The sequence below is a fragment of the Desulfonatronovibrio magnus genome, from assembly GCF_000934755.1.
Lineage (GTDB): Bacteria > Desulfobacterota > Desulfovibrionia > Desulfovibrionales > Desulfonatronovibrionaceae > Desulfonatronovibrio > Desulfonatronovibrio magnus.
The window spans coordinates 58,778-78,453 of sequence record NZ_JYNP01000018.1 but is presented as its reverse complement, the minus strand read 5'-3'; the positions used below and the strand labels follow the sequence as shown (position 1 = coordinate 78,453).

Annotated in this window: 13 protein-coding genes; 9 read left to right on the top strand and 4 right to left on the bottom strand. The window is 44.3% G+C overall.

Annotated elements, in window-relative coordinates:
* The first annotated feature begins 16 nt into the window (after positions 1-16).
* The 9 genes from LZ23_RS03100 (at position 17) to LZ23_RS03060 (ending at position 12,676) form a co-directional block, all read left to right on the top strand.
* The gene (locus LZ23_RS03100; protein ID WP_045211499.1) at positions 17-448 is read left to right on the top strand and encodes an NUDIX hydrolase; all 432 of its coding nucleotides are present in this window, start codon (positions 17-19) and stop codon (positions 446-448) included.
* Between the two features lie 193 nt (positions 449-641).
* Entirely contained in the window at positions 642-1,136 is a 495-nt protein-coding gene (locus tag LZ23_RS22225; RefSeq protein ID WP_157493087.1) for a chemotaxis protein CheW, read from the top strand.
* Position 1,137: 1 nt separating this feature from the next.
* Positions 1,138-2,703: a CheR family methyltransferase gene (locus LZ23_RS22220; RefSeq protein ID WP_052507069.1), complete on the top strand. Its 1,566-nt coding sequence runs from the start codon at positions 1,138-1,140 to the stop codon at positions 2,701-2,703.
* A 1-nt stretch (position 2,704) separates the two neighbouring features.
* Positions 2,705-3,226 carry a chemotaxis protein CheW gene (locus LZ23_RS03085; protein WP_198145882.1) on the top strand — a complete coding sequence of 174 codons (522 nt, stop codon included), beginning with the start codon at positions 2,705-2,707 and terminating at the stop codon, positions 3,224-3,226.
* A 317-nt stretch (positions 3,227-3,543) separates the two neighbouring features.
* Positions 3,544-5,574, top strand: a complete 2,031-nt coding sequence (locus tag LZ23_RS22215; protein WP_052507067.1) for a methyl-accepting chemotaxis protein — start codon at positions 3,544-3,546, stop codon at positions 5,572-5,574.
* A gap of 289 nt (positions 5,575-5,863) precedes the next feature.
* Positions 5,864-8,260, top strand: coding sequence for a hybrid sensor histidine kinase/response regulator (locus LZ23_RS03075; RefSeq protein WP_045211495.1), 2,397 nt, complete (start codon positions 5,864-5,866; stop codon positions 8,258-8,260).
* 109 nt (positions 8,261-8,369) lie between these two features.
* Complete coding sequence (gene cheB / locus LZ23_RS03070; RefSeq protein WP_045211493.1) at positions 8,370-9,431, top strand: chemotaxis-specific protein-glutamate methyltransferase CheB; 1,062 nt, start codon at positions 8,370-8,372, stop codon at positions 9,429-9,431.
* A gap of 168 nt (positions 9,432-9,599) precedes the next feature.
* The gene (locus LZ23_RS22210) at positions 9,600-10,490 is read left to right on the top strand and encodes a response regulator (RefSeq protein ID WP_052507066.1); all 891 of its coding nucleotides are present in this window, start codon (positions 9,600-9,602) and stop codon (positions 10,488-10,490) included.
* A gap of 11 nt (positions 10,491-10,501) precedes the next feature.
* Complete coding sequence (locus LZ23_RS03060) at positions 10,502-12,676, top strand: response regulator (protein WP_045211491.1); 2,175 nt, start codon at positions 10,502-10,504, stop codon at positions 12,674-12,676.
* 562 nt (positions 12,677-13,238) lie between these two features.
* Here LZ23_RS03060 and LZ23_RS03055 read toward each other — a convergent pair.
* The 4 genes from LZ23_RS03055 to LZ23_RS03040 all read right to left on the bottom strand — a co-directional run bounded on the left by LZ23_RS03055 (position 13,239) and on the right by LZ23_RS03040 (position 19,575).
* Complete coding sequence (locus LZ23_RS03055; protein ID WP_045211489.1) at positions 13,239-14,768, bottom strand: carbon-nitrogen hydrolase family protein; 1,530 nt, start codon at positions 14,766-14,768, stop codon at positions 13,239-13,241.
* Positions 14,769-15,054: 286 nt separating this feature from the next.
* Positions 15,055-16,731, bottom strand: coding sequence for an aspartate:alanine exchanger family transporter (locus LZ23_RS03050; RefSeq protein ID WP_045211488.1), 1,677 nt, complete (start codon positions 16,729-16,731; stop codon positions 15,055-15,057).
* A gap of 1,108 nt (positions 16,732-17,839) precedes the next feature.
* A complete protein-coding gene (locus LZ23_RS03045) occupies positions 17,840-18,460 on the bottom strand; it encodes an ABC-type transport auxiliary lipoprotein family protein (RefSeq protein WP_045211487.1) in 621 nt (206 codons plus the stop codon).
* A complete protein-coding gene (locus LZ23_RS03040; protein WP_045211486.1) occupies positions 18,457-19,575 on the bottom strand; it encodes an MlaD family protein in 1,119 nt (372 codons plus the stop codon). The genes LZ23_RS03045 and LZ23_RS03040 overlap by 4 nt, the downstream gene beginning before the upstream one ends.
* Positions 19,576-19,676: the final 101 nt, after the last annotated feature.

Here is a 19,676-nt window from a genome sequence, read left to right as displayed (position 1 = left end):
GGACAATTTCTAAGTAATGTTAAGCTCTGATTCAAAAACTCTGGATAGTGGTCTGCCCAGGGTTGCTGTTGGTGCAATTGTCAGGCGCAATGACAGTTACTTGCTGGTCAAAAGGGCTAACAATCCCAATAGGGGCAGATGGTCGATTCCTGGAGGCAAGGTTTTGCCGGGAGAATCTCTGCAAGTGGCTGTGGAACGAGAAGTTCTGGAAGAAACTTCAATTATTGTCCAGGCTTTTGATCCCATTTTCACCTTTGATCTCATTGAGCATGACGGCAGCAATAATCTTTTGTACCATTACGTAATAGTGGATTTGGTAGCGAGGTATATAAGAGGCGAAATTATGGCTGGCACTGACGCACTGGAAGCTGTCTGGGCCCATGAACAGGAGTTGGATAAATATGACTTGAATGCTGATACTTTAAGGCTTTTCAGGGAGGTTTCTTGAGGGGTAAAAGTTGTCAGTTGATTGTTGGTAGTTACTCAAGGGTCTTTCCAGCCCATGGTATCGACTAGCGGGCTCAGGTCTGGTCAAACAAGCAGCAATGGTGAAAACAAATCAGGATGCAGGCTTTATCTGAAATTAGAATAATGTGCTGAACAGATATAATGCAGCAAACAGTCAAATACTGGCAGGTGGTATGGGGAATAATTCAGCATTTTTTTTATTCACACTGGTGGACAGGCAATACGCCTTAGAGCTGGATGTAGTGGAAAGGGTTCTTCATGCCGCTGAAATAACCCCGGTTGACAATGCTCCAGCTTATGTAGCCGGATTGATCAATATAGGTGGTGAAATATTGCCAGTGATTGACACACGCCATCTTTTTAATCTCCAGCATAAAGAACTGGACCTGTCTGACAAATTCATAATCATATCTCGTAATAAGAGGAAAGTCGTACTGCTTGTGGACACGGTGCATGACGTTACCGTTTTGCAGGATAATGCTGTCCGCTGGCCTGGTCCAGGAAATTCCCACGCTTATGATGACACCGCCCTGAAAACTGCCAGAGTGCTTCGAGTATCTGATGACATTGTAGTAATTCATGATGTTGAGCACCTTTTTGATCTTCAGAAAAATCAGGATTTAGCTGTTGCCCTTCAGGCAGGAGATGAAGCGCTGGAGGAAGGCTGAAATGAACCATCAAATCCCGTCCTGCCAACTGGATAAACTGGGAGAAATTGTAGCTGACAGTATTGGTTTCAGATATAAACCAAGCAAACGTAAAGAACTCTTCAGGGGGATTCAGGATCTTGCCTGCCAACAGAATACGGATAATGTCCAAGAGTTTTGTTCAAACTTGACCCAGAGTTCGCTAACCCAAAGGCAACTTGAAGTATTGACCCATTACCTGACTGTGGGAGAGACTTATTTTTTCAGAGAACCCAAAAGTTTAGAAGCTTTCAAAAATGCGGCTTTACCCGAGATAAGTAAACATGGTTTAAAAAATAATAAAACTCTGAAGATATGGAGCGCTGGCTGCAGTTCCGGTGAAGAACCCTATACCATAGCCATTCTCCTGGACCAGCTTCTTTCTGATGCCCGGAAATGGCATACAAGCATTCAAGGCACGGACATCAATTGGGAGGCTCTGAATAAAGCCAGAGCAGGCATTTATACTCCATGGTCCTTTAGAAATACATCAGAAGATCTGAAGAACAGGTATTTCCAAAAAATAACCACTAAAAAATATGCCATAAATAGTCGGTTTAAACAAAATGTTTCCTTCTCCTACCTTAACCTGGCCTCAAGCAGCTATCCTTCTCTTTTGAACAATATTCACTCTATGGATATTATTTTCTGTAGAAATGTTATGATCTATTTAAAGCCTGACGTTGTGCAGAGAATATTAGAAGGGTTTTACAGATCTCTGCGCCCGGGGGGCTGGCTCATTGTGGCACCAAGTGAAACCTATTCTCTTCTTGATTCTCAATTTTCTTCAATCTCACTGGGTGGGGCCACAATTTACCGTAAAACACCTAAAAAGACTCCAGTCTTTTTTCATCAAAATGTCATCCCTGAACAAAATCTTTCAGCCCTTTCAGCATCTTGGACTCCCACGATTCTAAAAACTGAATCAGTAAACACAAAATGCAGCATAGATTCCGGGGGTTTGAAAAGACAGCTGGACTCTGATGAAGTAATACCTGAGTTGGATCAATTACTGGAAAAGGTCAGAGACAAAGTGAGGGAAGGGTTGTATGAGGAAGCTGCCCGAGAACTTGAATCAGGCATTTCTGCTTATGAGGCACAAGACCTCAGTAACCCCCCTGTTCAGGCATATGCAATGATGGCTCGTATTAGCGCGGACAAAGGGCAGCTCGACAAAGCTGCTCAGTGGTGTGACAAAGCTCTTAAGGCAGATGAGTGCGATGCTGAAATATACTACCTTTATGGGATGGTCCTAATGGAGCAGGGTGACCTGATCAGAGCGGCTGAGGAAGTAAAAAAGGCGCTCTATCTAAATCCTGATTATGTTGCGGCTATTTATTCTCTCGCTAATATAGCCTATGAAATGGAAAACAATGATCAGGCCTTGAAGTATTTTCAAAGTGCAGCCCAGTTGCTTGAAAAAATTCCTCCGGAACAGGGGGTTCCTGATCTTGGAGACATGAGCGTTGCCCGTTTGTTGTCTACCATTAATGCTGTTATTGAAAGTCTCCACAGAAATAAAAGATCAGATGATTATAAACAGGCTTAAAATGGAAGAAAAACAGAAGATACTCCGTAAAAGGGCTAAAGCTCTGGCCAGATTGAGCATGGAAGATGCGCTTGAAGAGCATTTACTCGAAGTGGTCCAGTTCAGGCTGGCCCGGGAAAATTATGCTCTTGAATCTGCTTATATTCGCGAAGTTGTTAATTTTTCAGGACTGACTCCTGTTCCTTGCACGCCGTCTTTTATTGCAGGTATCATAAACCTTAGAGGGCAGATAGTATCGGTTGTGGATTTAAAGGTTCTGTTTGATCTTCCACTTAGCGCCCCTCCTGATAGCGCCAAAGTTATTATTCTTAACCATAATGAAATGGAAATGGGGCTTCTGGTTGATAAGCTGAAAGGAGCAACAGCCTTTGCTATAGACTTGATCCAGCCAAGCCCTTCTTCTTTGACTGACAAAACTCAAGCCTACCTCAAGGGAGTGTTTGGAAGAGATGTGGCAGTTTTGGATGCTAAGGCTGTTTTATCGGATGAATCTTTGATTGTTGATGAAGATGTTGGTGCATAAGGACATGTAATACCGGCTTTTCCCTCAACCCAAAAAAAAGATATTTTTACCGCCCGTTGGAAGACTCACTCAAGACGCCCAGTTAAACCCTGCTGCGCAGGAACGCTTTCAGCGTTGTTTAACCGGGCAGGCAAAGGGCGCAAAGGAAGAAAATATCTTCTATAGGGGACTATTTATTCTTGTGGAGGCGGCTACCAGTTGCCTGTTTTTAATAGCCTGCAGGATGCAGGTTCCGCTTGTCAAGGCCCTTCCTCTCGATCCAGGCTCCTCAGGAAGGGGAGCGTTTATATGTAAATTTGATCATAAAGGTGGATTCTATGAAACTTTTTTCGATTGTAGATAATGTAAAGATTGGCAAAAAACTGATCCTGGGTTTTGGGGTTATTGTTTTAATTACCTTAAGTCTCGGAGTTCTGGCATATTTTAATGCTGTTGAGGGAGAAGAAGCCTTAAGCGATGTCGGTCAGAATCGACTTCCTGCTGCGGAAAGCATGATGCAAATGGCGGTTGCAGCCAAAGAAATCATTGCTGCTGAAAGAACTCTTATGGATCTTTCTCTTGACCGGGTGTATCGGGAGCAGCAGTTTAATGATCTTGTTGCCGCGCTGGACAGGTTTGAAATGGCAAGAACCGAATATGATCTTTTGGATAAAAGCCAGCAAGCGCAACAGGTATGGGATGAACTTAATGAAGCATGGAGAGAACTTGACGCTGTCAACAAAACAAGTTTTGAGCAGCGCAGACAGCTTGATCAAATGGATCTGGGCAATCCCATGGACCTGGCCCGTAACCTGGAGCAGATAAGAGGCGCTCATTATCAGCTCGCTGCTGAAGCCACCAGTTCCATCTTAACCGGCCAGAGTTTTGAGGCCCTGGGATATGATGAGTGCACTTACGCTGAATGGCAAAAAGAATTCACTACCCAGAATCCACAAGTTATGAGTATTATTAGAGAAATGAGTATACCTCACCGGCGGTTCCATGAAGCTGTTAACGAAGTGTCTCTACTTGTTCAAAACGGGAGAAGTGATGAGGCTTATGAAGCATATATTTCCTTAATGCAGCCAGCCATGGAAGAAGTTTTTGGTCACCTTGATGACTTGCTGTATGAAGTGCAGGTTGCCCTGGATCTGGATAATGAACTTAATCATCATGCCATGGAAGTTGTACTGCCGTTGCAACTCAGATTCGAAATGCTTCTTTCCAGAATGACTGACCTAAACAACACAGAAGCTTTGTCACATGTGCAAAGCTTTAATCAGCGGGCTAACTATATGCGTTCCACAATCATGACAGCCATGCTTATTGGAGTGGGCCTGGCCTTTTTGCTGGCCTTTCTTATTACCCGAAGCCTCAAGAACCCCATTGTAACCAGCTCAGAAATTCTTGCCAGGATCAACGGCGGTGATGTTTCCTTCAGTTTTTCTGAAGGTCTGGACAAGCGCGGTGATGAAATTGGTGACCTCATCAGGACAATGAAAACGATGAGTGACAACCTGAGTATGCAGGTCAGAGATATCCTGGAAGTTTCCAGCTATCTCGGCAGTTCATCCGAGGAAATCGCGGCCTCCATCTCTCAAGTCACTTCAGGAGCCCAGGAAACAGCAACTTCTGTAATGGAAACCACTACTACAGTGGAAGAGGTTAACCAGACTTCAGAAGCCACCAGTACCAAGGCAGGAGAGGTGGCTGAAAATGCCCGTTATGGTTTGCAGACAGCAGGTACAGCACAAAAATCAATTGAGGAGCTTAATAATGGCATGCAATTGATCAATGAACAAATGACCTGGATATCCGATACCATTATGAAACTTAGCGAACAGAGTCAGACTATTGGCGAGATAACAGCCACAGTGGATGATATAGCTGAGCAGACAAATTTGCTGGCAGTCAATGCATCCATTGAAGCCACCAAAGCTGGAGAACATGGTAAAGGATTTACTGTGGTTGCACAGGAAATCAAGAGCCTTGCTGAGCAGTCCAAGCAGGCAACTAAGCAGGTCAGAGCTATTCTGGGGGATATTCAAAAGGTGACAGGCGCAGCTGTGATGGCCACAGAAAAGGGTGCCAAGGCCGTTGAGGCCGGACTTGGTAATGTGGCTGCCACCAGTGATTCCATTCATGCTCTGTATAAAAGTTTTTCAGATTCAGCCCAGTCTGCTGCTCAGATTGCTGCTGCAAGTAAAGAACAGTCTGCCGGAGTGGATCAAGTTAACCAAGCTATGGAAAGTATACGAGAAGCCAGTGAGCAGAATGTTGCAAGCATGAAGGAGCTGGAGACTGCAGCATTGCAGCTCAGGGATCTTGGCAAAAAGCTAAAACATCTGATGGAACATTACAAAACGTGAACCTGAGATATCTGTTCAGTGCTTTGCATTTGGTTCGGAGTTCCTTTCCAGAGTTTTAGTAACTTACCGTTTCAACCCTGTAGAAAAAAACAAGAAATTGATTTAACCTTGAAAGAGCAATGATGCCCAAGATCCTTATTCTTCAGCCTTCAGCCTTCAGCCTTCAGCCTTCAGCCTTCAGCCTTCAGTCTTCAGTCTGAAAAGTAAGGTTATCGTTCAAACTCAACTATTCTTGTTTAAACTGGGTTGTGGGCACAGCCCGCATTAGACAGAAACTAATGGAGTCTCAATGCTTGATTCAGATGAAGAATTTTTTGAAGAGTTGCGCAAAGCTTTTGCTGTAGAAGCACAGGATCATTTGGAAACAATCACCCAGGGGCTATTGTCCATGGAGGAAGCTCCAGAAGACTCATCCAGCAAAGATACCCTGGAACAAATTTTTCGTGCAGCACACAGTCTCAAGGGTGCTGCGAGAGCTGTTAATCTCAGTGGAGTTGGATCCATCTGTCAGTCCCTGGAGACTGTTTTCTCGGCCTTGCAAAAAGGTTCTTTAAAGTTACAAAAACATGATTACGACACTCTTCAGCAAGCATCAGGCATGCTTGAGGAGATGCTTTTTTCATCACAGGAAAAAAGTGAACATTCCATATCCATGATGACAAATTCTATAGATCAGATTGGATTATCAAAAAAGCCTTCATCAGATAGACAACCATTGTTCAAGCTTCCCAGGAAGGAGCAGAGCACAGAGGAGCAAGGCGAAACCAGGCAAGGAATATTAAAGGAAGTAAAGCAGGACAGTTCGCATCAGCTTGACCCGGTTGAAGACTCATCAAGCAAATCACCTGAGCAACCTTCCTGTGATGTTGTTCAGGCTGATCGCTCCAGACCAGTTATGCCGGATACTATCAGGGTAGCTGCTTCACGCCTTGATTTTATCCTGATGCAGTCTGAAGAGCTGATTTCCATTAAACTTTCATCAGAACAGCGTCTTGATCAATTAAGAGAGATTCTTGAAGAATTCAGACCCTGGAAAAAAGAGTTTTCCCGAATCAGTACAGAACTTCACGCTCGAACTCATGGGTCGCAAATGCACAGTGCATTCGATAAATCAGGTGTGTGGTCGAAAGATGAGGGTATTCAAAAAGCCTTGGACTGGAGTTATTCCAAGGTAGTGGGCATTGAGTCTGCTTTGCAAAAGTTGCGTAAAACCCTGGTCAGTGATATGCGCAGTACAAAAGCTATGGTGGACCATGTGCTGGATGGCACTAAGAGTGTTTTGATGCTCCCTTTTGAAACATTGACCCGAGCGTTTCCCAAGATGGTTCGTGATATCGCCAGAGGACAGGGCAAAGATGCACAATTACAAGTGCAGGGAGGACAATTAGAGTTAGATAAGCGCATCCTTGAGCGAATTAAGGATCCTCTGATCCACCTTGTTCGCAACTGCGTGGACCATGGACTTGAAGAGGCGGAAACAAGACAAAAGCTTAATAAACCTGAGGCAGGCAGGGTTTTGCTGAGTATTTCTCAAGTTCAGGGCAACATGGTTAGAATTGAAATCAGGGATGACGGCCGGGGAATAGATGTCCAGAAAGTTAAGGATGCTGCTGTGAAAAATGGACTTGTAAGTCAGGAAAAAGCACATTCCATGGATCAGCAGTCAGCCTTGGATCTTATCTTTCAGTCTGGTATCTCTACCAGTCCCATTATAACGGATATTTCCGGCAGAGGGTTGGGCATGGCCATAGTCAGAGAGGCTGTGGACAATTTAGGCGGCAGCATCTCAATAGAGACAACAAAAGATGCAGGCACAGTTTACACCATCCTCATGCCCATGACCATTGCCGCTTTTAGAGGAATCCTTGTTCGAGAGTGCGGTCATATTTTTGTTGTACCCACCTCCAATGTTGACCACGTTTTCAGGTTAGGCGCTGAAGAAGTCAGCAAGGTAGAAAATCGTGAGACCATATCCTTCAAGGGTGCACCACTATCTCTGGTACGTCTTGGTATCCTCCTTGGACTGGATTTTGATAAGTCTAAAGAAAGTGCTGATGAGTCCAGGATGCTTACTGTTGTGGTTATGCATTCAGGTCAGGTCAGGATTGCTTTTGTGGTGGATGAAATAATCAAGGAGCAGGAAGTTCTTTTCAAATCCTTTGGCAGGCAGCTAAAAAGGGTGCGTAATGTTTCAGGAGCCACTGTTCTTGGGTCAGGCTTGGTGGCCACTGTCCTTAATGTATCAGACCTGTTACGTTCTGCTGCAGGATACTCATCTTCGGTCAGTCCATCGCCGGATAAGATAAAGCATCAGGATCGTCAAAAGGATGTTCTGGTAGCAGAAGATTCCATTACATCAAGAATGCTGCTTAAAAATATACTTACATCGGCTGGATATAGAGTTAAGACAGTAGTGGACGGAGTTGCAGCTTATTCGGCATTAAGGGAGGAGACCTTTGATCTGGTGGTTTCTGATGTAGAAATGCCTGGAATGAACGGCTTCCAGCTCACTGAGAAAATCAGGTCCACCAGAAAAACTGAAGAACTGCCGGTGGTTCTGGTTACAAGTCTTGAGTCCCGGGAAGATCGCAAAAAAGGGATTGATGTGGGTGCGGATGCCTATATTGTTAAAAGCAGTTTTGATCAAAGTAACCTTATTCAGGTTGTAAAGCGTCTTTGTGGATGATTTATAGAAATATGGAGGCGGTTTGCAGCAGACCCCGTTTATTGAAACAGTTACTCGCAGGTATAATACCAGTCACACCCGGAGCTGAAGCTTACAACAGGAGTAAAAGTTGATAAATGTCCTGATCGTGGATGATTCATCTTCTGTGCGCAACTACCTTGCCTATGTATTAGGCTCTGATCCTCAATTAAGGGTTGTGGGACAAGCAAAAAACGGCAATGAAGCCTTGCAGTTCATCAACAGGCAAATGCCTGATGTAGTTACAATGGACATTAATATGCCGGTTATGGATGGGCTGGAGACCACCAGGAAAATTATGGAAACTACCCCGGTACCCATTGTAATTATTAGCGCCAATTGGGAGCCGGAAAATGTGGCTTTAACATTCAGGGCTGTTGAGGCTGGGGCAATATCTTTACTTACAAAACCCACAGGTATAGGCACCCCTCAGGCCAGACAATGGGAAGTGGAAACTGTTGCCACCATTAAACAGGCTGCCATGGCCAAGGTTCGCAGATTGCGATCCAAAAAAGGCATGTCTTTGATCAGGCATGAAAAAAAAATCAGTTTCAAGTCCGAACATAATTCAGGTGAATACGGGGTTGTGGTCATAGGTGCTTCCACTGGTGGACCTCCTGTCATAAAAAATATGCTAAGCAGCCTGCCAGCTGATTTTCCCGTACCCATAATGCTGGTTCAACATATTTCCAGGGGTTTTACCAGTGGTTTTGCCCAGTGGCTTGACAGTCAGTCCCAGCTGAAGGTGTTTGTTGCAAGTCATAGTCAGAGAATCAGACAAGGGTGTGTTTATGTTGCTCCTGAAGGCTTTCACATGTCTGTGCGGGATGGGGGATATGTAACCCTTTCAGACGATCCTCCTGAGTACTCTGTTCGTCCTGCGGTTTCGTATCTTTTTAAATCTGCAGCTCAGGTTTATAAAAACCGTAGCGTAGGTGTACTGCTTACAGGAATGGGCTCAGATGGAGCAGCTGAGCTTAAGCTTATAAGAAATGCCGGAGGTGTTACTTTTGCTCAGGATAAAGCCAGCAGCGTGGTTCATGGCATGCCTGGCAAGGCTGTGCAGCTTGACTCAGCTGATTATGTACTGCCTCCAGACCAGATCATAATTAGAATTATGGATATTGTGATCAAGGGTATTAAAAACTGGTAGTCAAATAGTATGCATGACGCGTTTTTGAAAACAATCAATCTGAGCTGTTTGTCATGTCTATTTTTGGATTAAAACCGGATTATGATGGGCTTGCAAGGGTGCTGTCCTCAGTCGACTTTCCAAAAAAGCGGCACACTTCCGTCAAAAGTTTTATGGAGTAAAGTTATAATGACTATTAATGCAGATATACTTATTGTTGAGGACAGTCTGACCCAGGCCATGCGTTTGCAGCACCTGCTTAAAAAACAGGGATACCAGGCCAGGGTGGCCGGTAATGGTGCTAAAGGTCTTACTATGGTGCAAGACTCAAAGCCTGCCTTGATAATTACTGATGTCATGATGCCGGAAATGGATGGTTTTGAGATGTGTAAAGCCATTAAAAGCAATAGTGAGTTTCATGATATTCCTGTTATGATTTTAAGTTCCCTGTCTGATCCAGGGGATATTATCAGAGGACTTGAATCCGGGGCAGATAATTTTCTGACCAAGCCTTATGAAGAAGATCATTTATTGCGCAGAATCCATCACATATTGACCAATGTAGAAATGCGCAAGGAGAGTGTGCCGCAATTTGCTCTGGAAGTATATTTTGCCGGTCAACGCCACAAATTGACTACCGACAGGTTTCAGATAATTGACCTTCTTCTTTCCACTTTTGAGGCCGCAGTTATTCAGAGTACCCAGCTTGAAAAGGCCAACATGAATTATCATCAGGCACTGGAAGATATCAAGCAGGTGCAGTCTGAGTTCAGGATTATTCTTGAAAATGTGAGTGATGGTGTAATTATTACTGACACATCAGGTGATGTCAGGTACATTAATCCTTCGGCTGAAGATATTTTTCAGGTGAAGCTTAATGATGAACAGATGGATTTACCGGCATTTCCCGAGATACCCAGGAATGAATCAATCGTCAGTACCATGACTCGCAAGGATGGAAGACAGCTGGTCCTGCAAGTGCACGATGTGATGACTAACTGGGCTGGTGAACAAATGCGGATGATTGTGTGCAAGGATATAACTCGCATCACTGAACTCGAAACAATGGTTGATCATTGAAAGGTACCGATATGACTGATCAATATGATGTGCTTGTTGTAGAAGACAGTCCGACTCAGGCCATGCAGCTCAAAAGACTTTTGCAAAGGCATGGCTACAGTGTTCGCCTTGCAGGCAATGGAGTGCACGCTTTGCGTGAAATCTCGTGTGCAAGGCCGGATATAATCATCAGCGATATAGCCATGCCGGAAATGGATGGCTGTGAATTGAGCCGCTGTATAAAGGATAATCCTGATTTAATGGATATTCCAATTATGCTGGTCACCATCCTGTCTGACCCGCATGATGTAATTAGAGCCTTGCAGTCAGGTGCTGACAACTATCTGGCCAAGCCGTATGATGAAGTTGTTTTGATTGCACGACTTAAGAATATGATTCGCAACCATAACTTAAGAGAAAATGATTCTAAAGAAACTACAAACATAAATATTTTTTTCGACGGCAAAGAACACAAGATTACTGCCAATCGCTTTCAGGTAGTTGATATGCTTATCTCAACTTTTGAATCTGCTATTCAACAGAACCATAAGCTGGTCACCCAGGAGGCTGAGCTCAGAAAGGCAAAAAATGAGGCTGAAGCTGCCAACCAGGCCAAAAGTGAGTTTCTGGCCAATATGAGTCATGAAATCAGAACGCCCATGAATGGCATCATCGGCATGACCGAGTTGTTGATTGATACCCCGCTAACCAAGGATCAGCTCAGGTTTGCCAGAACAATCCAGTCAAGCGGGGAGGCCCTGTTAAGCCTGCTTAACGATATTCTGGACGTATCCAAGATTGAATCGGGCAAGCTTGAACTGGAGAATATTGAGTTTGACCTGCAAGAACTGCTGGATGACTTTACTACCACTATAGCCTTCCGGGCTCATGAAAAAGGGCTGGACTTCATGTATATCCTGGAGCCGGAAGTTCCAATTCTGCTCAAAGGAGATCCGGCAAGACTGACTCAAATTCTGACCAATCTCTGCAGCAATGCGGTTAAGTTTACCTATGAAGGCGAGGTGCTTATCAGGATAACCATTGATGCTTATGATGCTGATGAGGTCAGTTTGCGCTTCAGTGTTCAAGACACAGGAATCGGTATTCCTGAGAACAAACATAAATTGCTGTTTGATAAATTCAGCCAGGTGGATGCCTCCATTACCAGAAAGTATGGTGGAACAGGGCTGGGTCTGGCTATATGCAAACAGCTCGCAGAGATGATGAAAGGAGTCATTGGGTTTAAGAGTGTTGAAGGTCAGGGCAGTGAGTTCTGGTTTACTGCAAAATTTACGCTCCAGGAAGACTGCTCAGAAAATGAAGATAAGCAGGGAAAAGCCTATGAGGGGCGAAGCATACTTGTAGTTGATGACAGTGCTTCCACTCGTAAAATGATTTCTTCAGTCCTTTCTTCCATGGGCATTGAAGTCAAGGAGGCTGAATGTGTGAACAGTGCTGTTGATATGCTGCGCTCCCGCCCAGGACCAAAGGTATTTGATGCAATAATAATTGATATGCAGATGCCATGTATGGACAGTTATGAAATGGTGCGCGTCATTAATGACAGCAAGGATTTTCAGGGTATTTCTCTTGTAGCAATGACAAAAATGAGCAGTAAGTGTAATACAGGCAAGTTTAAGGATATGGGTTTTGCCGGCTATTTGTCCAAACCTGTGCGACGTGACGACCTTGATGATATGCTGCTGAAGCTTTTTTCCCATCAGTCAAAATCTAAAGATGGGTCAATTAAAATGAGTGCACCAAAAGAATTATCCACCTCCTGTCCTGCAGGACTTGCGGGAAATATTCTCCTGGTGGAAGACAATATTGTAAACCAGATGGTGGCTTCAGGTATCTTGAAAAAGCTTGGTTTGACCTGTGATGTGGCCCAGAATGGAGCCCAGGCTTTGTCCATGGTGCGTGAAAAACACTATGATCTCATATTGATGGACGTACAAATGCCGGTCATGGACGGCTTGGAAGCAACGAGAAAGATTCGTGAACAGGAAAGCCTAAGCAATGAGAGTGATGCACAACCATCAAATATGTCAAATGATGATAAGCCACGCTGCATACCCATTATTGCCATGACCGCCGGAGCAATGCAGGATGACAGGGAAAAATGTTTAGAAGCGGGCATGAATGATTATCTGTCTAAACCAGTCAGTCCAGCCGAGCTTTATGGTATTTTAAAAAACTGGATTTAACCGGATTTACCGTAATAGTTCAGCCCATTTTAAGGAAATCAGCAGACATTTTCTCCGGGAACCACTTGAGCATCAATCTGTGCTTTATAAGCTTCTCAGCCAGGGGCACCCGGGACTGAACCTGTGAGTAACTTAAACGCATGAAAACCTGGGTTCCGGCTTTCTCCGGAATGACGGTAAATAGTGAAAACTTGCTTTAACCGTCACCCCGGACTTGATCCGGGGTTCAGTTTTTTTTGAAGTTACTTGCAAGCTCCTCACCCGGGCGACCCGAGACCGAACTTGCGAGTAACTAAAAAATCAGCCTTAACACGTTAGAGATTGCCGCGCTCGAAGACTCGCTCGCAATGACACCTGAACTGTCAGGGATGTAGTTGATCAAAACCTGTCACCCACGATGGAGTCTAAGCGACCGAATCAATCTGTATAATAAAACCATAATGCCCTGATTTTATTACATATACGATTATAGTTATTTGCAAGGGGCTGGCCGGAAATACGCATTAAACATGGCAGGCTGCTGGTTCATGACATGTCTCCTGATTTATGACTCCCCTGGCAACTACTCTCCAACCCATCGTAATTTATATAGATCTTTACGTCTGCTGTGCAAATTCTGAACGCTTCCCTGACGACGCAGCTCCTTAAGAAGATCCAAGTCTACATCAGTGATAAGCGTGGTTTCTGTGTTAGGCGTAGTTTCTGCAGCAATGGCGTCATGGGGGAATGCAAAGTCAGATGGAGTGAAGACTGAGGCCTGAGAATACTGAATGCCCATAGTTTCGACTTTGGGTATATTGCCTACACTTCCGGAGATAACAACATAGCATTCATTTTCTATGGCCCTGGCCTGGGCACAGCGCCGGACTCTCAGATATGCATTTTTGGTATCAGTCCAGAAAGGTACCAGGATAATGTTAACGCCTTTCTCTGCAAGCAGCCTGGCCAGTTCCGGGTACTCGATATCATAGCATATGAGAATTCCTATCCGTCCAATATCTGTATGAAAAACTTTGAGTTTTGTACCGCCGGATAACCCCCATGAACTGTTTTCATCCGGAGTGATGTGCAGCTTGTACTGTGCATCCCACGTTCCGTCCCTGCGACACAGAAAAGATACATTGTACAATCTGTTTTCCCTGTACTCTGGTACAGAGCCGGTGACTATGTTGATGTTATAAGCCAGTGCCATTTCTAATATTTTTTCGCGCATTTCATTTGTATATCCAGCGAGTTTGCGCATGGCTTCGGGCGGGCTTAAATCCTCAAACTGGGCAATGAGAGGTGCATTGAACAACTCAGGAAAAAGAACAATATCAGCTTCGTAGTCAGAAACTGTATCTACAAAAAATTCAACCTGCTGCAGAAATTCTTCAAAAGAATCAAATCTGCGCATCTGCCACTGGACAGTACCCAGCCGAACAACGGTCTTTCTGCCTCCAAAAAGCCTGGTCTTGGCCTCATAATAGATGTTGTTCCATTCTAAGAGAACTGCGTTGCCCTCGGATTGATGGTCTACAGGATAGTAGTTTTTAAGCAGTTTTTTGATGTGGAAATCATTGGAAAGCTGGAACGACAGCACACGATCATAAATTTCCTTGCGTTTGACCCTGTTAATGTATTCCTGAGGGGATATATCGTCTGAATATTGCCGATAGCCAGGAATGCGGCCGCCAACAATTATGCCTCTTAAATTCAGTTGCTCACAGAGTTCTTTGCGGGCATCATAAAGTCTTCTTCCCAGTCTCATGCCCTGATAGTCAGGGTCTACAAATATCTCAATACCGTAGAGGTAGTCGCCATCAGGATCATGGTTTTTTAAAGTGCCGTCGCCGACTACCTGCAGGTAAGTGTGCTTGTCTCCATATTCAGCATAATCAATCATAAGTGTAAGTGCTACAGCTACTGTTCTGCCTTTATCCACAATACATATCTGTCCCTCAGGGAAGCGGTTGATCATACCTTCAATCTGCTCCCTGCTCCAGGGAGCATCTACGTTTTTGTAAACTTTTTGCATGATGGTCTGCACCTGTTCATAGTCTTTAAGGCGCAGGCTGCGCAGGTAAAGTTTATGTTCTGAAATGTTGTTCATATTATTTTTTCTCTTTTTCCAGGCATTCTATTGTTTTTGGTTAGTAAGGTCTAAAGTCTAATGTCCAAAGTCTAAAGTCCAAAGTCCAGTGGCAAAAGTCTAATGTCTAATGCGGGCTGTGCCCGCAACCCAGTTATCTGTTACTTGTTAAGTGTTATCAGGGTAAGGCAGTGAATTCATGCTTTTGTTTTTCAACAATTAACAATTAACAGATAACTGATAACAATTTTTAGCCTTCAGTCTTCAGTCTTCAATCTTATTCCTCCTGCTGAAATAATGCTCCCTGTTAAAGCATCATGATTATAGTTCCGGCTAAAGCCAGAAAAACATTGGCAAATGCGTAAGTGCCGGCATAGCCAAGTGAGGGAATGGGGCTGTTGGCGGCTCTGATTACAGTATTAAGAGCAGGAGTGCTGGTCATGGCTCCAGTGATGGCACCGAGAAGAATTGCTGTATTGAATTTAAGAATATATTTTCCAAACACAAATCCTACAATAACTGGCAGGGTAGTAACCACAATGCCGCTTAGAAACAAAACCGGCCCCACTGTCATGACTGCCTCAACAATGCCCTGGCCAGCCTTAAGTCCTATTCCAGCCATAAAAAATAAAAGTCCGAGTTCCATAAAAAGCCATCTGGCAGCAGGAGGAACTCTACCAAATGTTGGATGAACAGAGCGCAGAAACCCGATAAGTATCCCAGTGATGAGCAACCCGCCTGCAGTTCCAAGGCCGATAGAAAGAGCTCCAACCTTAAATGTAATTTTTCCAATAAAAAGGCCGGCTGCAATGCCAAAGGCAAAGGTCAGAAGGTCAGTCTGAATGATATTTCTCTCCACATGGCCAAGTCTCTTTATAAGCTCTTCAAGCCTGTCCTTGACCCCGGTTAGCCTGACTACATCACCTTTTTCCAGCACTGTTGATTCATCTACAGGCAGTTCAACGTGGGATCGGCTGATTTTAACTACAAAGCTGCCGTACCTGGCAAGATAATGCAGGTCGCCAAGGCTTCTACCAGCTGCATCAGGATGGGTTACCACTACATCATAAGTTTTGATGGGAATACTGAGCAGTTCTCTGTCAAGCACTTCAGGTCCAATCATTTTTTCCATTTTTTCATGTCCCTCAAGAGGACCTAAAACTGAAACCCGGTCTCCTTTTTCCAAAACCGTATCAGCACCAGGTATAAAGCTTTCGTCTTTGCGGATAACTCTTTGAATGACACACCCGGTTTTGGTGGTAAATTTAAGCGCGCGTAAAGGTTTTTCAGCAATTTCATCGGATTGAACCCTGTAGGCTCGAAGCATCTGAGAATGCGAATGTTCAGAACCATCCTCATCTTCAGGGGAAAATCTTTTTTGTCTGGCCAGCTTTGCAGCTTCTTCAGGCAGATTGACTCCAGTCAGAGAAGGGATAAATCTTATGAATAAAAGCAGCCCTATAAGACCGAAAAGATAAGTGATGGCGTAAGCTGAACCTATATCCTGAATTATAATGTCCGCTGCCCTGGTTTCGGACATTCGGGCCAGCCCGCTGTGCACTGCATCCTGGGCAGCTGCCAGGGTAGGAGTGCTGGTCAGCGATCCGGACAGAAGGCCAGCACTGACACCCCTTGAAAAACCCATATATGTTGAAATTCCAAAAGCCAGACCAACAGCTGTAATACTCACAACCATGGCAAGCATAACGTACTTGATTCCATCTTCAAGAAAAACACTGAAAAATCTTGGACCGGCTTGTAAACCCACAGAGTAAATAAACAGGATAAAACCAATTTCCAGAGTGTTGGCCGGAAGTTCAAAGCCAAAGTGTCCAAAAAAAAGGCCTGCCAGAAGCACTCCAGTTGTGGAGCCAAGTTCAAATCCCCTGATTTTGATATTGCCAATGAGATAGCCGAATCCAAGGACTATAAAAAACAATAGTTCCGGGACATCTCTTATGAGTCCAATAATATCTATTTCCATTAAATTATCTCAGTTCATTTAGATCATTCATCTGATGTGGCGAACTTAGTTACTTAGAAGCTCCTCCCCCGGGCGGCCCGGGACCGAACGTGTGAGTAACTTATACCACTCGTTCCCAGGCTCCAGCCTGGGGACGTCTTACTCTTGCGGCTCCAGCCGCTTCTTTGAAATGTGGCTTAAGCCACAAAAAAAGAGGTAATAGCCTTAACGCGAGATTGCTTCGCTTCACTCGCAACAAGGATTGCCGCGCTCGCCCCAGTTGAATGGCTGCGCCTACACTGCGTGTATTCAACGGGATAAAAAGACTCGCTCGCAATGACACATGAGGTGTTACAGATGTAGTTGCTCAAAATTTGTCACCCACTAAGGAGTCTAAGCGACCGATGCAATATGTATGGTAAAAACGTAATGCCCTGATTTTATTGCATATACGATTGTAGTTACTTAGAAGCGCTTCACCCGGCGGACCGGGACCGAACGTGTGAGTAACTGTCTTTAAAGTGGAGCCTGCATCCTGCAGGCTATTTAATTCCAGGCGGCTGGAAGCTGCCTCCACCTTGAAGAACAGTCCCATATTTGGAAATTGGGACAGTCCCCGCGAGGTACTATAAAACAGATTGATACTCCATTGGTTCCTGGAAGAAATTTGCTTCAATGAAAAAATTTACACAGCGAGGGACAGTCCCTGTGCCAGGCGCAAAGCTCCCATCTTTGACGGAACTTTTCTGGCAAATGTGCATCAATCATAAGCAAAAATCGTGAAAATGTGAAAAATATAACCGTCTGATTTTATTAGCAAAACGATTCCAGTTACTTGTAAGCTCTTCACCCGGGCGGCCTGGGACCGAAGCTGTGAGTAACTTGAAATATTCTTAGCGCGAGATTGCTTTGCTTCGATCGCAACAAGCATTGCCGCGCTCGCCCCAGTTGAATGGCTGCGCCTACACTGCGTGTATTCAACGGGATAAAAAGACTCGCTCGCAATGACACCTGAGCTGTCAGGGATGTAGTTGCTGAAAACCTGTCACCCACGAGGGAGCCTAAGCGACCGAAGCTAACTGCAAAGTAAGGCCGTAATGCTTTGAATCAGCAGCCAGGATTAAGCAAGTTACTTGTAATGTCTAAGCTGGAGCGAGAGATCGTTTTCAAGGGAGGTAAAAATAAACCCAAGAGCCTGGTTCAGTCCATTGACAAGACTTTGGACGCTTTTGTTTTCTATAGGTTTTCTGAGAGTGTATGTTTTATTGAAGACTATTTCATAATCCATGTCAAGATCCTTTAAAAGCAAAAATTCTATCTGTATGAAAGCATGGTAATTTTGACTGTCCTGGAAGTCTCCATAAATGGATACTATGTTTCCTTCAAGGATAAAGTCAGCAGGCATGTGGCTGGCTGGGCTGATTATATTGTTGAACAGCTGTTTCTTGCTGAGCCATGTACGTAAACTCTGAGTGATCATGGGGCCGGGAGGGATGAAGTACTGATTGTAAAAATCGCTTTGTATTTTATTCCCATCAGTTCGGTAAACAATTTCCTTGCCCATATAACCTGGAGACACTGACAATTCTCTTACACTTAAAGTGGCCGGAATCTTTATAGTGCTTAGAGTCTCATGTTTGGGCACCTCGAGAACGAAGTGGTTTCTTTCTATGGGAGGCTTCTTAGGTGCGCATGACAAGATGGTCAAGGCCGAAATAATTAAAATAAGAACATAATTCATTTGTTTCATTTGAGATCACTTTCCAATGGTTTATCGCCAAATAGCAGGAATGAGGGGTATCTTTTGGCATCAGAACTCAGTTCCATGAGGTTGCTGCTTGTTATCTGCATATCCCTCATAATGGATTCAATTCTTTCGTTCTGGCTGCGCATCAGAGAGTACGTGTTTCTTGTCAGGGCATTAAATCCGGCTGTACTCTCACGGACTGAGTCCGCAGCCTTATGCATGTTCTGAATGGTGGCCGGAAGTGCTTCAGAAGCTTTTTGGACATTTGCGATAATCTCAGCAAAATTGTCAGGAGAAAAAGTTTCATGTTTTGCAAAACTATCAAAACTTTTCCTGACATCTTTAATTAATCCTTCTGTCTCAGCCAGCATGGAATATATGCTGATGTCCTGCAGGGAAGTTTTTTCCGGACCCAGCAGGGCGGAAACCCTTCTGTTGCTTTCTCGCAATTCCTGCAGAAAAAGTGCAGTTTGTTCTGTAAGATCATGGATGTTTAAAGAAGAAACTGTATCATTCAGATTGACAATCAGGTTGTCCAAATGTCCAAGAGTCTTCTGGAACTCCAACTTTTCTAATTTGGCCATGGTATTACTTAAAGATTCAAACGTTTCCTCCAGTCTGGTAAATGTGCCGGGCGCTGAGGGCACATAAGGGTATTCAGGTGTCCAGTCTATAGGCAGGGGGGGATGTCTGGCAGGATCCATATAATCCATTTCAATATAGGCTGATCCTGTAATCCCCATGGGTAGCATACGTATCCTCAAACCTTCCAGAACTTCTTGCGCCAGGAATTGTTGGAACTCTTCAGGTGTAATGTCACCAAAAGATTTAAGGGAAAGGCTGATTTCCAGGAGTACATACCTTTGTTGAGCGTCATGGGCCTCTGGATACTTTATGTTTACAAAGCTTACCTGCTGAACATTCCCGATTTGAACACCGCGCATCTTTACCTGTGAGCCTATATCGATGCCCTGTATTGATTCATCAACATAAGTTTCAATAACAACATGTACCCGCCACAAAGCTCCTGCGCCAAGTATTATCAAAGCAGCAAAGATCAGGATAATTCCGATGCTGACAAAAATGCCTATGGTATAGTAGTTGGGTCCTGTCCGCATGATAATTTTCTCAAAAGGTGTTTAGAGTTGGTAAGGTCCAAGGTCCAAGGTCCAAGGTCGAAAGTCCAAAGTCTAAGATTCACGGTCTAAAGTCCATTACT